Source organism: Streptomyces pallidus (ex Mingjun et al. 2026) (genome assembly GCF_051550185.1).
Taxonomy (GTDB): domain Bacteria; phylum Actinomycetota; class Actinomycetes; order Streptomycetales; family Streptomycetaceae; genus Streptomyces.
On the sequence record NZ_CP196181.1, the window covers coordinates 6,258,542 to 6,272,172 of the forward strand.

Below are 13,631 nucleotides of genomic sequence, written 5' to 3' on the forward strand. Positions count from 1 at the left end.
GACCTGACATGCCGCTTTCCGTGTCCCTGAGCATCGAGGGCGACACCACCGTGATCGAGCTGGCGGGCGAGCTGGACGCCAAGACCGCGCCGGAGTTCCACCAGACCATCGAGAAGGCCGCCGGGCACGGCACGGCCACGGTCGAGATCAGGATGGCGGGGGTCGGCTACATGGCCAGCGCCGGTCTGCGGTCCCTGGTCTTCGCCCAGCAGAAGGTCGCGGACCACGTGACCATCAAGGTGGTCGGCGCGATCGAGCCCGTCTCCCGGACCATCCGGACGGCCGGGCTGGACCGCAGCATCGTCCTCTCCGACGAGTGAGCCACACGGGAGAGACGGTCGACGTGGCGAGGACGCCCGCCGAACTGGAGGTGCCCGCCGAGCTGGGGGCGCTGGGCGACATCGCCGCGTTCGTCCTGGGGCTGGCCGCCCGGGCGGGCCTGGACAAGCGGGCCACGTACCGGATCCGGCTGGCCGTGGACGAGCTGGCCACGAACATCGTCATGCACGGGTACCGGGGCGGCGGCGGGCGGATCACCGTCCGCGGCCGCTCCGGCCCCGGCCGGGTGCAGATCGTCCTGGTGGACGGCGCGCCCGCCTTCGACCCCGTCGCAGGGCGGGTGCCGCCCGCCCCCGGGACTCCCCCCGAGCACCGGCGGATCGGCGGACTCGGCATCCACCTGGCCCTGACCAGCGTGGACGAGTTCGGCTACGTACGCAGGGACGGCCGCAACATCAGCACGCTGACCGTCACAGCCGAGGGGACGGACCGATGCCCTCCACCACCGTGATCATCCTCGACGAGTACCCGCCGCCGCCGGGTGACCTCCTCCACGCGCTGCGCCTGATGGACGCGGAGCTGGTCGGACTCACCCTGCGCGAGCTGCTCGGCGGCCCGCCGGACGCGCTGCCCGTCGCCGACGTGCTGCTCGCCCCGGCGGAGACCGAGGGGGAGGCCGTACGCCTGGCCGTACGCCGGCTGCGCGGCTGGGCCGGGGCGCCGATCGTCGTCGTCTGGACGATGACCGGGTTCGCCGCCCTGGAGCAGCACGTCCGGCTCGGCCACGACTACCTCGTCCCCCCGTTCCTGCCCGCCCTGGTGGGGGCCCGGCTGCACAGCTGCTCGGAGCGCGCCGGACTCGGCCGCACCCTGCGCGAGGCCGACGCCCGGGCCGAGCTGATGGGCTACGAGAAGGAGCTGGAGATCGGCCGCGAGATCCAGGCCGGCTTCCTGCCGGACGCCCTGCCGGTTCCCGAGGGCTGGGAGATCGACGTCCGGTTCCGGCCCGCCCGGCAGGTCGCGGGGGACTTCTACGACGTCTTCGAGATATCCCGCGGCCGCCGGCTCGCCGTCGTCGTCGCCGACGTCTGCGACAAGGGGGTCGGGGCGGCGCTCTTCATGGCCCTGATCCGTTCCCTGCTGCGGCACACCGCGGAGAACAGCGGACTCCAGCACCTGGTGGCCGCGGGGCGCTCGGGCGGCAGCCGCCGCATCCCGGTCGTCGGCGCCACGCCGCTGCTCAACGCGGTCACCGCCACCAACGGGTACCTGACGCGCAACCACCTCAGGCAGGGCTACTTCGCCACCCTGTTCTTCGGTGTGCTCGACCCGCTGACCGGCAGCCTCGTCTACATCAACGGCGGCCACAACCCGCCGCTGCTGCTGCGTGCCGACGGCGGGGAACCGCTCGCGCTGGAGGTCACCGGGCCGGCCGTCGGGGTGCTCCCCGACTGCGTGTTCACGCTCGGCTACGCCCAGGTGAACCACGGGGACACGCTGTTCGTGTTCACCGACGGAGTGCCGGAGGCCCGTTGCCCCGACGGCACCTTCCTCGGGGACGCGCGGATGCTGGAGCTGCTCGCCGGCCCCCCGGGGAGCGGCAGTGAGGTGGTGGACCGGATGGACGCGGCCGTACGCGAGCACACCGGCACAGCCGAACAGCACGACGACGTGACCATGCTGGCCCTGCACCGGCCACGTGCGGCGCGGGGGCCGCACGGCGGCCCGGCCGTGGCCGTGGCGGACCGTCCCGCCCCGGCCCGTACGGCGGTGGCCTGATGGCCCGGACCATCGTGGTGCACTCGCACCGCGGCGGCACCGGGAAGTCCTCGGTCCTGGCGAACCTGGCCCTGCTGCTGGCGGGCGAGGGGCGCCGGGTGGGGGTGGTCGACACCGACATCCAGTCGCCCACCCTCGACCTGCTCTTCCGGCTCGGCCCGGGTCCCTCCCTGGCCGACTACCTGCTCGGGCGGTGCGAGATCGAGGCGGCCGCGCGGCGGGCGGGCCCGCGCGGGCCGTACGTCGTGCCGGCCCGGACCGGGACGGCGGCGCTGCGCGAGCTCATGGCGAGCGGGTACGACGTCGGGCTGCTGCCGGAGGGCTTCGACCGGCTCGCGGACCACTACGGTCTGGACGTCCTGCTGCTCGACACGCATGCAGGGCTGAACAACGAGTCGGTGGCCGCCATGGCGAGTGCCGACGTACTGATGATCATGGCAAGGGCGGACCGCATCGACCTGATGGGGGTGGAGGAGACGATCGCCCTCGCCGGGCGGCTCGCCTGCCGCCGCGCACTTGTCGTGAGCATGGCCCCAGTCGGGATCGACCGGGACGAGGCCCGCCGCCGGGCCGAGGAGGTGTACGGAGCCCCCCTGGCCGGAATCCTCCCGTACGTCCCGGAAATGGCGGCCCTGTACGGCGAACGCATATTCGCCGAAGCCCATCCCGACCACCCCCTGGTCGGTGAATTCCGCACCATCATCTCCGCGTTGGACGCACGTGACGAAGTATCCCGCGCCTGACGCTCCCCCCTTACGCCCTCCGCGAGCGGCGTGTTGAATCGGCAGCGATTCCTGAACAAGGAGAAAGAAGTCATGAAGATTCTTGTCGTCATGACGGCCAAGGCAACCCTCCACCTGCTGGACGGAGAAGAGCACCCCTCCGGATTCTGGGCCGAGGAATTCGTGGTCCCCTACAGCCAGTTCACCGCAGCGGGCCACACCGTGGACGTCGCGACGGTCGGCGGCCGGACCCCCACCGTGGACGAGACCAGCATCGACCCCAAGTTCCTCCAGTGGGTCCGCCCCCAGGGCTCGCCCGACGAGGACGCGGCCAACGCCGCCGAGTACGTCAGAGTCATCGAGAACACCCCCCAGCTCAAGTCCCCCCTCGCCGTGGAGTCCCTGACCGAGCAGGACGTCGCCGGGTACGACGGCCTGTACGTCAGCGGCGGCCACGGCGCCATCGGAGACCTCCCCAAGTCCGACGCCCTCGCGCAGGTCCTGCGCTGGGCCATCGCCCAGGACAAGCCGATCGCCACCGTCTGCCACGGCCACACCGCGCTGCTCGCCCTGCGCGACGGTGAGGGCCGCTGGCCCTTCGAGGGCTACCGGATGACCGCCTTCTCGCACAGCGAGGAACTGGTCACCAGCATGGCCGGCCGGCTCCCGCTGATCCTGGAGACCGAGCTGACCCGGCTCGGCGCCCGCTACGAGAAGGCCGACGTGATCTGGGACTCCCACGTCGTCGTCGACCGCAAGCTCACCACCGGCCAGAACCCGTACTCATCGAAGGCCCTCGCCGAGACGTTCCTGCAACAGCTCGCGAAGGGCTAGCACCCCCGCACCCCCGACACCGGAAGGCTTCAGCCATGACCAGGCGCGCGCTCAGCGACCAGCCCTTGGCCAACCCCGGGAAGCTGTTCATCGGCGGCAAGTGGGTACCGGCGCAGGACGGCCGGACCGAGCCGGACATCAGCCCCGTGGACGGACAGGAGATCGTACCGGTGGCCCAGGCCACCACCGCCGACGCGGACGCGGCCGTGACCGCCGCCCGCACGGCGTACGAGGAGGGTCCCTGGAGCAGACTGTCCGCCCAGGAGCGCGCCCTGCGGCTGAACCGGGTCGGGGAACTCATCGAACGCGACCTGGAGGAGATCGCCCTGCTGGAGACGGTGGACATGGGCAAGCCGTTCGCCTTCTCCAGCACGGTCGACGCCCCCATGGCCGCCCAGCTGATGCACTACTACGCCGGAGCCGTCACCCGCGTCGACGGCTCCTCCCGGGCCCCGGCCGGCGGCCAGCTGGCCTACACCCTGCGCGAGCCGCTCGGCGTGGTCTGCGCCATCACCCCCTTCAACTTCCCGCTGCTGCTGTCGATGACGAAGATCGCACCGGCTCTCGCGGCGGGGAACACGGTCGTCCACAAGCCCTCCCCGGCCACCCCGCTCACCGCCCTGAAGATCGCCGAGCTCTTCCAGGAGGCGGAGATCCCGGACGGCGTGCTCAACGTGATCACCGGTCCCGGTGTGGAACTCGGCGAGACCCTCACCGACCACCCCGGCATCGACAAGATCGCCTTCACCGGCTCCACCGCCGTCGGCCAGTCGATCATCCGCAAGTCGGCCGGCACCCTGAAGAAGGTCACGATGGAGCTCGGCGGCAAGTCCGCCAACATCGTCTTCGCCGACGCCGACCTCGACGCCGCCGAGGAACTCGCCTTCTTCGGCATCTACTACAACAAGGGCGAGATCTGCACCGCCGGCTCCCGGCTGCTGCTCCAGCGCCCGATCCACGACGAACTCGTCGAGCGCCTGGTCCGCCGGGCCGCCGCCCTCAAGCCCGGCGACCCGCGCGACCCGGAGACCCTCTTCGGGCCGCTGGCCCACCGCGGCCAGTTCGAGAAGGTCAGCTCCTACATCGAGATCGGCGAGAAGGAAGGCGCCGTCCTGCGCACCGGCGGCACCGGCTGGACCCCCGAGGGCGCCTCCAGCCAGGGCCTGTACTTCCTGCCGACCGTCTTCACCGGCGTCGACAACGGCATGCGCATCGCCCAGGAGGAGATCTTCGGCCCCGTGCTGTCGATCATCCCCTTCGACACCGAGGAAGACGCCATCCGCATCGCCAACGACAGCGCCTACGGGCTCGCCGCCGGCGTCCACACCAAGGACCTGCGGCGGGCGCACCGGGTCGCCTCCCAGATCAAGGCCGGCACGGTCTGGGTCAACTGCTACAACCAGTACGACCCCTCGGTGCCCTACGGCGGCTACAAGGCCTCCGGCTACGGGCGCGAATGCGGACCCGAATCCCTCGAGAGCTACACCCAGACCAAGTCGGTCTGGATCGGCATGGACTGACGGCCCGACAGTCCGACGGCCACGGCGGCCCGGCCGCCGCCACCCGGCAACCACCGCCCACGACGAGGAGCGGCACATGCGCACAGGCATCATCGGCACCGGGCGGATCGGCTCCGTCCTGGCACGCATCCTGGTGGCCGCCGGCCACGAGGTCGTGCTGGCGAACGCCCGCGGCCCGCGGTCCGTCGGCCCCCTACTGGCCGAACTGGGCCCGGCGGCCTCGGCGGCGCACCCCGCCGAGGCCGCCGAACGGGCCGACCTCCTGGTGCTGATGCTGCCCCACGCCGCCGTCCGCGGGCTGCTCCCGCCGGACTCCCTGCGCGACCGGCTCCTGGTGGACGCCACCAACGCGTTCAGCGGCCCGGGCACCCCCGCCGACCTCGGCGGACGCACCTCCAGCGAACTCGTCGCGGAGTGGTACCCCGGCGCCCGGGTCGTGAAGTCCCTGAACACCATGCATTACGAAACACTCGCCGTGGCCGGCACCGCCCAGGGCGAGCGCCTGGCCCATTTCACGGCGGGCGACGACGGAAAAGCGAAGGAAATCGTCGCGGGAATCATCACGGATCTCGGATTCGCCGCCGTCGACACCGGCCCGCTGCACTCCGGAGGAATTCTCCAGCAGCCCGGCGGGCCACTTTTCAACCGGCCGCTCACGGAAGCGCAGGCGCTGGCATGGATCTCTCACTGAACGTGAACGGAAGACCCGAGCGGTTCTCGGCCCGACCGACCGAACTGCTCGTGGAACGGCTCCGGGACGGCCTCGGCCTCACCGGCACCAAGGTCGGCTGCGACACCGGGCAGTGCGGCTCCTGCGTCGTCCGCCTCGACGGCCGGTCCGTCAAGAGCTGCCTGGTCCTCACCGCGGCGGCCGCCGGCTCCTCGGTGACCACCATCGAGGGCGTCGCCGCGGAGGACGGCGGGCTCACCGGCCTGCAGGAGGCGCTGCGCGAGGAGCACGGCACCCAGTGCGGGTTCTGCACCCCCGGCATGGTCATGGCCCTCGGCGAGCTCGTCGAGACCGCGCTCACCGACGACGCCGCCGGCCGCGCGGCCCCGACCGAGCCCGAGATCCGCGAGTGGCTCACCGGCAACCTGTGCCGCTGCACCGGCTACCACAGCGTCGTACGGGGCGTGCAGCGCGCCTGCGCCGCCGCCCGGGCCGAGGTCCGCGAGGGCCTCGGGGAGAGCGCGGCCGTGCCCGCCACCGCGTCCGGACAGGAGGGGTGAGGACATGACCGCAGTGACGGGGGAGAGCCCGGTCCGGGAACAGGAGCAGGACCGGGTGGAGTCACAGGACCGGGATCCGGGCGGCAGCGTGCTCGGCGTGCCCCTCGACGCCCGCGAGGACCCGCAGCTGCTGCGCGGGGAGGCGGTGTACGTCGCCGACGTCAACCTGCCCGGCACCACCCACATGGCCATCCTCGGCAGCCCGCTCGCCCACGCGCGGATCCTGTCGATCGAGACGAAGGCCGCCGAGCAGCTGCCCGGGGTGCTGAAGGTGGCCACCGCCGCCGACTTCGCCGACGTCATGCCGCTGCCCTGCATCTGGATCCCCGGCGGCGTCGAGAGCCACTTCCCGCCCCACCCCTACGGACTTCCCGGCGCCCGCCCGGTCCTGTCCGGCGACACCGTCCGGCACGTCGGCGACCCGGTCGCCGCGGTCGTCGCCGAGACCCCGCAGCAGGCCGCCGCGGCCCTGGCCGCCATCGCCGTCGAGTACGAGCCGCTGCCCGTGGTCACCCGCGCCGACCACGCCCTCGCCGACGGCGCCCCGCAGCTGCACGAGGCCGTCCCGGGCAACCTCAACGCGTACTGGACCTGCGGGGACAGGGAGAGCACCGACGCGGCCATCGCCGCGGCGGAGGTGACCGTCGAACTCGACCTGGTCAACCAGCGCACCATCAACAGCCCCATCGAACCCCGCGCCGCCGTCGGCGACTACAACGCCGCCACCGGCGAGTACACCCTGTACGCCACCACCCAGGGCCCGCACAACCACCGCTTCCTGCTGTCCGCACTGGTCCTCGGCATCCCCTTCAACCAGCTCCGGGTGATCGCCCCGACCGTCGGCGGCAGCTTCGGCACCAAGGGCTACCTGTACCCCGACATGGCGCTGGTCCTGCTGCTGTCCAAGGCGCTCGGCCGGCCCGTGAAGTGGGTGGACACCCGCACCGGCCTGATGAACTCCACCGTCCAGGGCCGCGACCACCGCCAGCACGTCACCCTCGCCGGCACCCGCGACGGCCGCATCACCGCCGTGCGCTGCACCAGCTACGCCAACCTCGGCGGCTACCCGTCGACCATCGGCCCCGGCGTCGCCACCGCCCTCATGGGCCGCTCCATCACCGGCATGTACGCGATCCCCGCCGCGTTCTGCGAGGTCTACGCCGCCTTCACCAACACCGTGCCGCTCGGCGCCCAGCGCGGCAGCGGCCGCGCCGAGGCCGCGTTCCTGATGGAACGCCTCGTCGACCGGTACGCCGGCGAGATCGGCATGGACCCGGCCGAGGTCCGCCGCGTCAACCTGGTGCCGAACGACCGCTTCCCGTACGACAACGGCCTCGGCTGGACGTACGACTCCGGGGACTACGCCCACAACTTCGACAAGGCCCTGCGGCTGGCCGGCTACGCCGACATGCCCGCCCGCAAGGCCGAGGCCCGCACCCGCGGCAAGCGCCTCGGCGTCGGGCTCGCCACCTACGTCGCCATCTGCGGCGTCGGCCCCTCCACCCGCATGTCCCAGGAGGGCATGCTGGGCGGCACCTGGGAGAGCGCCAACATCCGCGTCCACCCCACCGGCGAGGTCGCCGTCACCGTCGGCTCCGCCTCCACCGGCCAGAGCCACGGCACGGTCTTCGCGCAGGTCGCCGCCGCCGAGCTGGGCATCGACCCGGCCGCCGTCCGGGTGTACGAGGGGGACACGCTGAAGGCCCCGTACGGGCAGGGCACCTACGGCTCCCGCTCGTACAGCATGGCCGCGCCCGCGGTCGCCCTCACCGCCCGCAAGATCAAGGCCAAGATGGTCAGGGCCGGAGCGGTGCTCCTCGGCGTCCCCGAGGACCAGGTCGTCTACGACGCCGGCCGGGTCCACGAGGCGGGCAACCCCGACAACGGCAAGACGTTCTCCGAGATGGCGATGGCCCTCTGGTACGGCTGGGGGCTGCCCCCCGAGATCGAGCCGGCCCTCGACGAGACCACCCACTTCGACCCGCCGGACTTCAACTACCCCTTCGGCACGCACGTCGCCGTCGTCGAGATCGACGAACTCACCGGCGAGACGGAGGTGGTGGCGTACACGGCCGTCGACGACGCCGGGAACATCGGCAACCCCAAGGTGGTGCGCGGCCAGATCGAGGGCAGCATCCTCCACGGCCTCGGCCAGGCCCTGATGGAGGCCGCCGTCTACGACGAGCAGGGCATCCTCCTCACCCGCGACCTCGGCAGCTACGCCCTGCCGCGCGCGGCGGACGCGCCGTTCTTCACGCTCGACCGGACGGTCACGCCCAGCCCGCACAACGTGCTCGGCGCCAAGGGCGCCGGCGAGATCGCGACCGTGCCGCCCGCCGCGGCCGTCGTCAACGCCGTCGTCGACGCCCTGTCCGACCTGGGCGTCACCCACATCGACATGCCGCTCACCCCCGAGAAGGTCTGGCGCCGCCTGCGAGGAGAAGCCCAGTGATCCTCACCGACTTCGACTACGTCCGGCCCGCCGGCCTCGCCGAGGCCCTGGACCTGCTCTCCGGCACCCCGGACGCCCGGGTGCTGGCCGGCGGCCAGAGCCTGCTGCCCGCCCTGCGCGCCGGGCAGGACAGCGCCCGCCTGCTCGTCGACGTACGCCGGCTCCCGGAGCTGCGGGGCATCACCCGCACCCCCGGCGGGATCCGGATCGGCGCGCTCACCACCCTCGCCGAGCTCGCCGCCGACCCGCTCGTGCTCGCCGAGGCCCCGGAGCTCGCCGCGGCCGCCCGCGCCAACGGCGACCCCCAGGTCCGCAACCTCGGGACCGCCGGGGGCAACCTGGCCGTCCGCGGGCCGCGCGCCACCGACCTGCCCGCGGCCGCCATCGCCGCCGGCGCGGTGGTCGAACTGGCCGGCCCCGGCGGGCGCACCACCGCCACCGCCGAGGAACTGGAGAGCGACGGGCCGCCGCCCGGTGCCGTGATCACCGCACTGCTGGTGCCCGCCGCCGGGCCGGCCGCCGCCTTCGAGAAGACGGCCGACCGGGCGACGCGCTACCCGGTGTGCGCCGCCGCCGTGCGGATCACCCCCGAGGGGCCGCGGATCGCGGTCACCGGGGCCACCGCCCGCGCGCTGCGGCTGCGCGGGGTCGAGGCCCGGCTGCTCGGGGGCCCGTACACCACCGAGGCCGTGCTGGCGGCCTTCCGCGCCGAGCCCCGGGAGCTGTTCGTCCCCGGGCGCGGTGCCTCGGCCGAGTACCTCGGCCACCTCGCGGGAGTACTCACCGCCCGCGCGCTGCAGAGGGCGGAACGGGCCCTCGCCTGACCGCCCACCACGCGGAACCGACAGGAGTGGCCGACGTGACCAGGACGACCGCGGGGGTCCACCCGCGCCCGGGTGGCCCGCCGGCCGCCGGCTCCGGGGGCCACGCCTCCGGCACCGAAGGTTCCGGTTTCTGGGTCGTGGGCGCGGTCCTCGTCCTGCTGATGCTCTCCTCCTCCGTACCGTCCGCCCTCTACGTGCTCTACCAGGAGAGATGGGGCCTGTCCTCCGGGATGGTCACCGTCGTCTTCGCCGTGTACGCCGTCACCGTCCTGCTCGGGCTCCTGCTCTTCGGGTCCCTGTCCGACACCCTGGGCCGGCGCCCCGTGCTGGGCGCCGGGCTGGTCCTGGCGATCGCCTCCATGGGACTGTTCGCCGGCGCCCAGGGGCCCGCGCTGCTGCTCGCCGCCCGCGCCGTGCAGGGGCTCGCCGTGGGCCTGGCCACCGGGGCGATGGGGGCGGCCCTGCTGGAACTCGCCCCGCGCTCGCGGCCCGCCCTCGGCGCCCAGGTCAACAGTGCGGGGCCGACGGTGGGCATCGGGCTGGGCGGGATCGGAGCCGGGCTCCTGGTCCAGTACGCGCCCGCCCCGACGGTGCTCAGCTACCTGCTGCTCGTCGCCGCGTTCGCGGCCACGCTGGTCGGGGTCGCCCGGATGCGGGAGAGCGCCCCGCTCGGCCCGGGCGGGCGCAGCTGGCGGGTCGTCCCGCACCGGATCGGGGTCCCGGCCGCCGTGCGCGGCCGGTTCGCCGTGCTCGTGCTCACCGTCGTCGCCGTCTGGACCGTCGGCGGCTTCTACCTCTCGCTCGGGCCGCACCTGGCCCTGTCGCTGCTGCGGAGCACCAACTACCTCGTCGGCGGGGCCACCGTGGCCCTGCTGGCGGGCTCCGCCACCGCGGCCCAGCTGCTGCTGGGCCGCACCGCACCGCTGCGGACCGCCGTCCTCGGCCTGTGCGGGCTGCTCGCCGGGCTCGCACTGGTCCTGCTCGCCCTGTGGACCGGCTCCGCCGCGGTGTTCCTGGCCGGCACCGCCGTCCTCGGCAGCGGCTGGGGCGCGGCCTTCCTCGGTGCCTTCCGGGCGCTGAGCGCCCTGGCCGAACCGGAACACCGGGGCGAACTGACCGCCGCCGTCTACGTCTTCGCGTACCTCGCGATGAGCGTCCCGGCGGTGCTCGCCGGACTGCTCACCAACATCCACGGGCTGCACCGCACCTCCGTCGGCTTCATGGCCGCCGTCGCCGGGGTGTGCGTCCTGGCCCTGACCGCCACGCTGCGGCTGGCCGCCCGGACCCGGGCCGAAGGGAGTACGCCGTGAGCGCCGCCGACGCCACCGACCCGGGCGCCACCGATCCGGGCGCCACCGATCCGGGGGGCACCGACCCGGGGGGCACCGACCCGGGCGGCATCGACCTGCGCCGGGCCCTCGCCGGGCTGGAGGTCTTCGCCGCGCTGACCGGGGAGCAGCTCGACTGGCTGGTCTCGGTCTCCGAGCCCCGGGTCCTCGCCGACGGGGAGGTCCTCTTCCGCGACGGGGAGGAGGCCACCGGCTTCCACGTCCTGCTCTCGGGCGGGCTGGTCGTCACCAAGGTCGTGGACGGCCGGGAGGAGGTGCTCACCCGGCACTCCACCGAGGAGGAGGGCGTCGCCGCCGAGGACCACGACGGCAAGCCCTCGGCCGCGCACCGCTTCACCGGCGAGCTGCCGCTGCTGACGGACGGCGCGTACGTGGCCACGGCCGCCGCGAGCGGGCCGGCGACGATCGTGGTCGCCTACCCGAAGCCGGTGTTCTTCGAGATGCTGACCCGCTGCAACGGCGTGGCGGCCGTGCTGATCCCCGTGTTGGCCTGGCGGATCAAGTCCTCCGAGGTGCAGGCCCGCAAACGGGCCACCGTCGAGGCCCTCGGGACGCTCGCCGCGGGCCTCGCGCACGAGCTGAACAACCCGGCGGCCGCCGTCGCCCGGGCGGCCCAGGAGCTCTCGCCGGCCCTGGACCGGCTCACCCGCAGCGCCCACGCCTGGGGCGCCGCCGCGGGCGGCGCGGAGCGCGCCGTACTGGACCGGGTGGCGGAGGAGCTGGACAAGCTGCCCCCGCCCGCCACCACCGACCCGCTCGCGCAGGCCGACGCCGAGGAGGAGGTCGCCGACTGGGCGGAGGAGGCGGGCGCCGAGCGCCCCGGCCTGCTCGGCGCGGGAATCGCCGACCTCGGGCTGGAGCTGGGCTGGCTGCTGGAGCGGCTGGAGGGCATCGGAGAGCCGGCCCTGCCCGTCGCCCTGGACCACCTGGCGGCCCTGCTGGAGGTCCGGGCGCTGGCCGCGGAGCTGCGCGCGGCCGGTCCGAGGATCTCCCAACTGGTCGCTGCCACCCGTGATTACGCCAATCTCGACCGGGCGCCCGAGCAGCGCTTCGCGGTGCCCGACGGACTGGAGAACACGCTGGTCGTGCTGCGTGCCAAGCTCGTCGGCATCACCATCGTGCGCGCGTACGAACCGGACCTGCCCGAACTGACGGGCTACCCGAGCGAGCTGAACCAGGTGTGGACGAACCTGGTCGACAACGCGGCCGAGGCCATGGAGGGCTCCGGCACCCTCACCCTGCGGGTGCGGGCCGAGGGCGCCTGCCTGGTCGTGGAAGTGGCCGATACCGGGCGGGGGATCCCCGAGGACTCCCTGCCGCGGATCTTCGAGCCCTTCTACACGACCAAGGACGTGGGCAAGGGAACCGGCCTCGGGCTGCACCTCAGCTACCGCATCGTGACCCAGCGCCACCGCGGGTCGATCACGGCCCGCTCGCGTCCGGGGGAGACCCGGATGATCGTCCGGCTGCCGCTGGGCGCGGCCGCCGCCTGCGCCGAACCACCGTCCGAACCCACCACCACCAGTTGAAACGGAGTCGCCATGGCCACGTACGACATCTCCAAGCTGCACCCGGTCTTCGTCCGGCAGATGGACGCGCTCGCCGCGCTGGACATCGACGCGGTGATGAAGAACTACACCGACGACGCCGTGCTGGTCCGCTTCGAGGGCGCCTCGGTCGGGATCGACGCCGTGCGCGAGACGTTCGCCGGCTACCTGACGCTGAAGCCGACCCTGGTGGAACTGAAGGAGTACATCGAGACCGACGACACGATCTTCTACCGGGCGATCATGAATCTGAACGGCGCGCCGGAGCACGCATTCGGGACACTGGTGGTCCGCGATGGCCGGATCTGGCGCCAGACCGCCGGCTTCGGGAGCTGACCGGCGATATCCGGGTAGCGTGTGCGGGGAGGGCGGGGCAGCGCCCTCCCCGTGCGCGTAGGGAAATGGCTAAGGGGAGGTCATGGAACGCGAAACCGGTCGTATCGAGGCATTCAGCGATGGTGTATTCGCCATCGTCATCACGATTCTGGTCCTGGAGCTCAAGGTTCCGGAGGAGACGGGATCCGACTTCTGGCACGGCGTGTGGGAACAGTGGCCGCACTATGCGGCGTACGTGGTGAGTTTCCTCATCATCGGCGTGATGTGGGTGAACCACCACACCATCTTCACGCATCTCAAGCGAGTGGACCGACCCCTGTTGTTCCTGAATCTCGTGGTGCTGATGGTGGTATCGGTGATCCCGTACACCACCACCGTCCTCGCGGAACACCTCGTCCACGGCGGCAGCTCCGCCAACTCGGCCGCGGTGCTCTACAGTTCGGTCACCGTCGCCTACGCGCTCGCCTTCCTGGCCTTCTGGTGGTACGTCACCCGGGTCGGCCACCTGTTCCACGAACACGTCGACCGGGAAGGCGCCCGCGCCACCCGCATGCGCTTCGGTCTGGGCGCCGTCGCCTACCCGCTCACCGTCGTCCTGTCACTCTTCTCCGCCACCCTCACTCTCGTCGCACACTTCGTCATTGCGCTCTACTATGCGGCGAACCAGATCCCCATCCCCCTCGTGGTAGAAGAAGAGCGGCTCGAATCTGCCAGCGACCTCAGGAAGTAGCCGCCACGGCCTACGGCCGTTTGGGGCCG

13 protein-coding genes and 1 pseudogene are annotated in these 13,631 nt (G+C 72.8%); all 14 read left to right on the top strand.

Annotated features, from left to right (window positions below):
- Positions 1-8: 8 nt before the first annotated feature.
- The 14 genes and pseudogenes from ACSHWO_RS27820 to ACSHWO_RS27885 all read left to right on the top strand — a co-directional run bounded on the left by ACSHWO_RS27820 (position 9) and on the right by ACSHWO_RS27885 (position 13,602).
- A complete protein-coding gene (locus ACSHWO_RS27820; RefSeq protein ID WP_361091410.1) occupies positions 9-320 on the top strand; it encodes an STAS domain-containing protein in 312 nt (103 codons plus the stop codon).
- On the top strand, positions 317-790 hold the full coding sequence (locus ACSHWO_RS27825) for an ATP-binding protein (protein WP_404238638.1): 474 nt from the start codon (positions 317-319) through the stop codon (positions 788-790). Before ACSHWO_RS27820 ends, ACSHWO_RS27825 begins: the two co-directional genes overlap by 4 nt.
- Entirely contained in the window at positions 772-2,058 is a 1,287-nt protein-coding gene (locus tag ACSHWO_RS27830) for a PP2C family protein-serine/threonine phosphatase (protein ID WP_361091404.1), read from the top strand. Before ACSHWO_RS27825 ends, ACSHWO_RS27830 begins: the two co-directional genes overlap by 19 nt.
- Positions 2,058-2,801, top strand: a complete 744-nt coding sequence (locus ACSHWO_RS27835; protein ID WP_404238642.1) for an AAA family ATPase — start codon at positions 2,058-2,060, stop codon at positions 2,799-2,801. Before ACSHWO_RS27830 ends, ACSHWO_RS27835 begins: the two co-directional genes overlap by 1 nt.
- 72 nt (positions 2,802-2,873) lie before the next feature.
- A complete protein-coding gene (locus ACSHWO_RS27840; protein ID WP_438315950.1) occupies positions 2,874-3,614 on the top strand; it encodes a type 1 glutamine amidotransferase domain-containing protein in 741 nt (246 codons plus the stop codon).
- A gap of 35 nt (positions 3,615-3,649) precedes the next feature.
- Complete coding sequence (locus tag ACSHWO_RS27845) at positions 3,650-5,134, top strand: aldehyde dehydrogenase family protein (RefSeq protein WP_385805249.1); 1,485 nt, start codon at positions 3,650-3,652, stop codon at positions 5,132-5,134.
- A 55-nt stretch (positions 5,135-5,189) separates the two neighbouring features.
- Positions 5,190-5,825: pseudogene (locus tag ACSHWO_RS27850) on the top strand (NADPH-dependent F420 reductase); the annotation flags it as partial.
- Positions 5,810-6,364 carry a (2Fe-2S)-binding protein gene (locus ACSHWO_RS27855; RefSeq protein WP_361091389.1) on the top strand — a complete coding sequence of 185 codons (555 nt, stop codon included), beginning with the start codon at positions 5,810-5,812 and terminating at the stop codon, positions 6,362-6,364. The pseudogene ACSHWO_RS27850 and the gene ACSHWO_RS27855, both read left to right, overlap by 16 nt.
- 4 nt (positions 6,365-6,368) lie before the next feature.
- Positions 6,369-8,816 (top strand): xanthine dehydrogenase family protein molybdopterin-binding subunit, encoded by a 2,448-nt coding sequence (locus ACSHWO_RS27860; protein WP_438315954.1) that lies wholly within the window; start codon positions 6,369-6,371, stop codon positions 8,814-8,816.
- A complete protein-coding gene (locus ACSHWO_RS27865; RefSeq protein WP_361091385.1) occupies positions 8,813-9,640 on the top strand; it encodes an FAD binding domain-containing protein in 828 nt (275 codons plus the stop codon). Before ACSHWO_RS27860 ends, ACSHWO_RS27865 begins: the two co-directional genes overlap by 4 nt.
- A gap of 35 nt (positions 9,641-9,675) precedes the next feature.
- Positions 9,676-10,950, top strand: coding sequence for an MFS transporter (locus ACSHWO_RS27870; RefSeq protein ID WP_438315957.1), 1,275 nt, complete (start codon positions 9,676-9,678; stop codon positions 10,948-10,950).
- Positions 10,947-12,518: an ATP-binding protein gene (locus tag ACSHWO_RS27875; RefSeq protein ID WP_438315960.1), complete on the top strand. Its 1,572-nt coding sequence runs from the start codon at positions 10,947-10,949 to the stop codon at positions 12,516-12,518. Before ACSHWO_RS27870 ends, ACSHWO_RS27875 begins: the two co-directional genes overlap by 4 nt.
- Before the next feature lie 12 nt (positions 12,519-12,530).
- Positions 12,531-12,872 carry a nuclear transport factor 2 family protein gene (locus tag ACSHWO_RS27880; protein ID WP_361091375.1) on the top strand — a complete coding sequence of 114 codons (342 nt, stop codon included), beginning with the start codon at positions 12,531-12,533 and terminating at the stop codon, positions 12,870-12,872.
- Positions 12,873-12,954: 82 nt separating this feature from the next.
- Entirely contained in the window at positions 12,955-13,602 is a 648-nt protein-coding gene (locus tag ACSHWO_RS27885; protein ID WP_385805254.1) for a TMEM175 family protein, read from the top strand.
- Positions 13,603-13,631 lie beyond the last annotated feature (29 nt).

Coding starts and splice junctions, on each gene's coding strand:
- ACSHWO_RS27830 (WP_361091404.1), top strand. CDS start 772: ATGCCCTCCACCACCGTGATCATCCTCGACGAGTACCCGCCGCCGCCG.
- ACSHWO_RS27820 (WP_361091410.1), top strand. CDS start 9: ATGCCGCTTTCCGTGTCCCTGAGCATCGAGGGCGACACCACCGTGATC.
- ACSHWO_RS27860 (WP_438315954.1), top strand. CDS start 6,369: ATGACCGCAGTGACGGGGGAGAGCCCGGTCCGGGAACAGGAGCAGGAC.
- ACSHWO_RS27855 (WP_361091389.1), top strand. CDS start 5,810: ATGGATCTCTCACTGAACGTGAACGGAAGACCCGAGCGGTTCTCGGCC.
- ACSHWO_RS27885 (WP_385805254.1), top strand. CDS start 12,955: ATGGAACGCGAAACCGGTCGTATCGAGGCATTCAGCGATGGTGTATTC.
- ACSHWO_RS27845 (WP_385805249.1), top strand. CDS start 3,650: ATGACCAGGCGCGCGCTCAGCGACCAGCCCTTGGCCAACCCCGGGAAG.
- ACSHWO_RS27880 (WP_361091375.1), top strand. CDS start 12,531: ATGGCCACGTACGACATCTCCAAGCTGCACCCGGTCTTCGTCCGGCAG.
- ACSHWO_RS27840 (WP_438315950.1), top strand. CDS start 2,874: ATGAAGATTCTTGTCGTCATGACGGCCAAGGCAACCCTCCACCTGCTG.
- ACSHWO_RS27835 (WP_404238642.1), top strand. CDS start 2,058: ATGGCCCGGACCATCGTGGTGCACTCGCACCGCGGCGGCACCGGGAAG.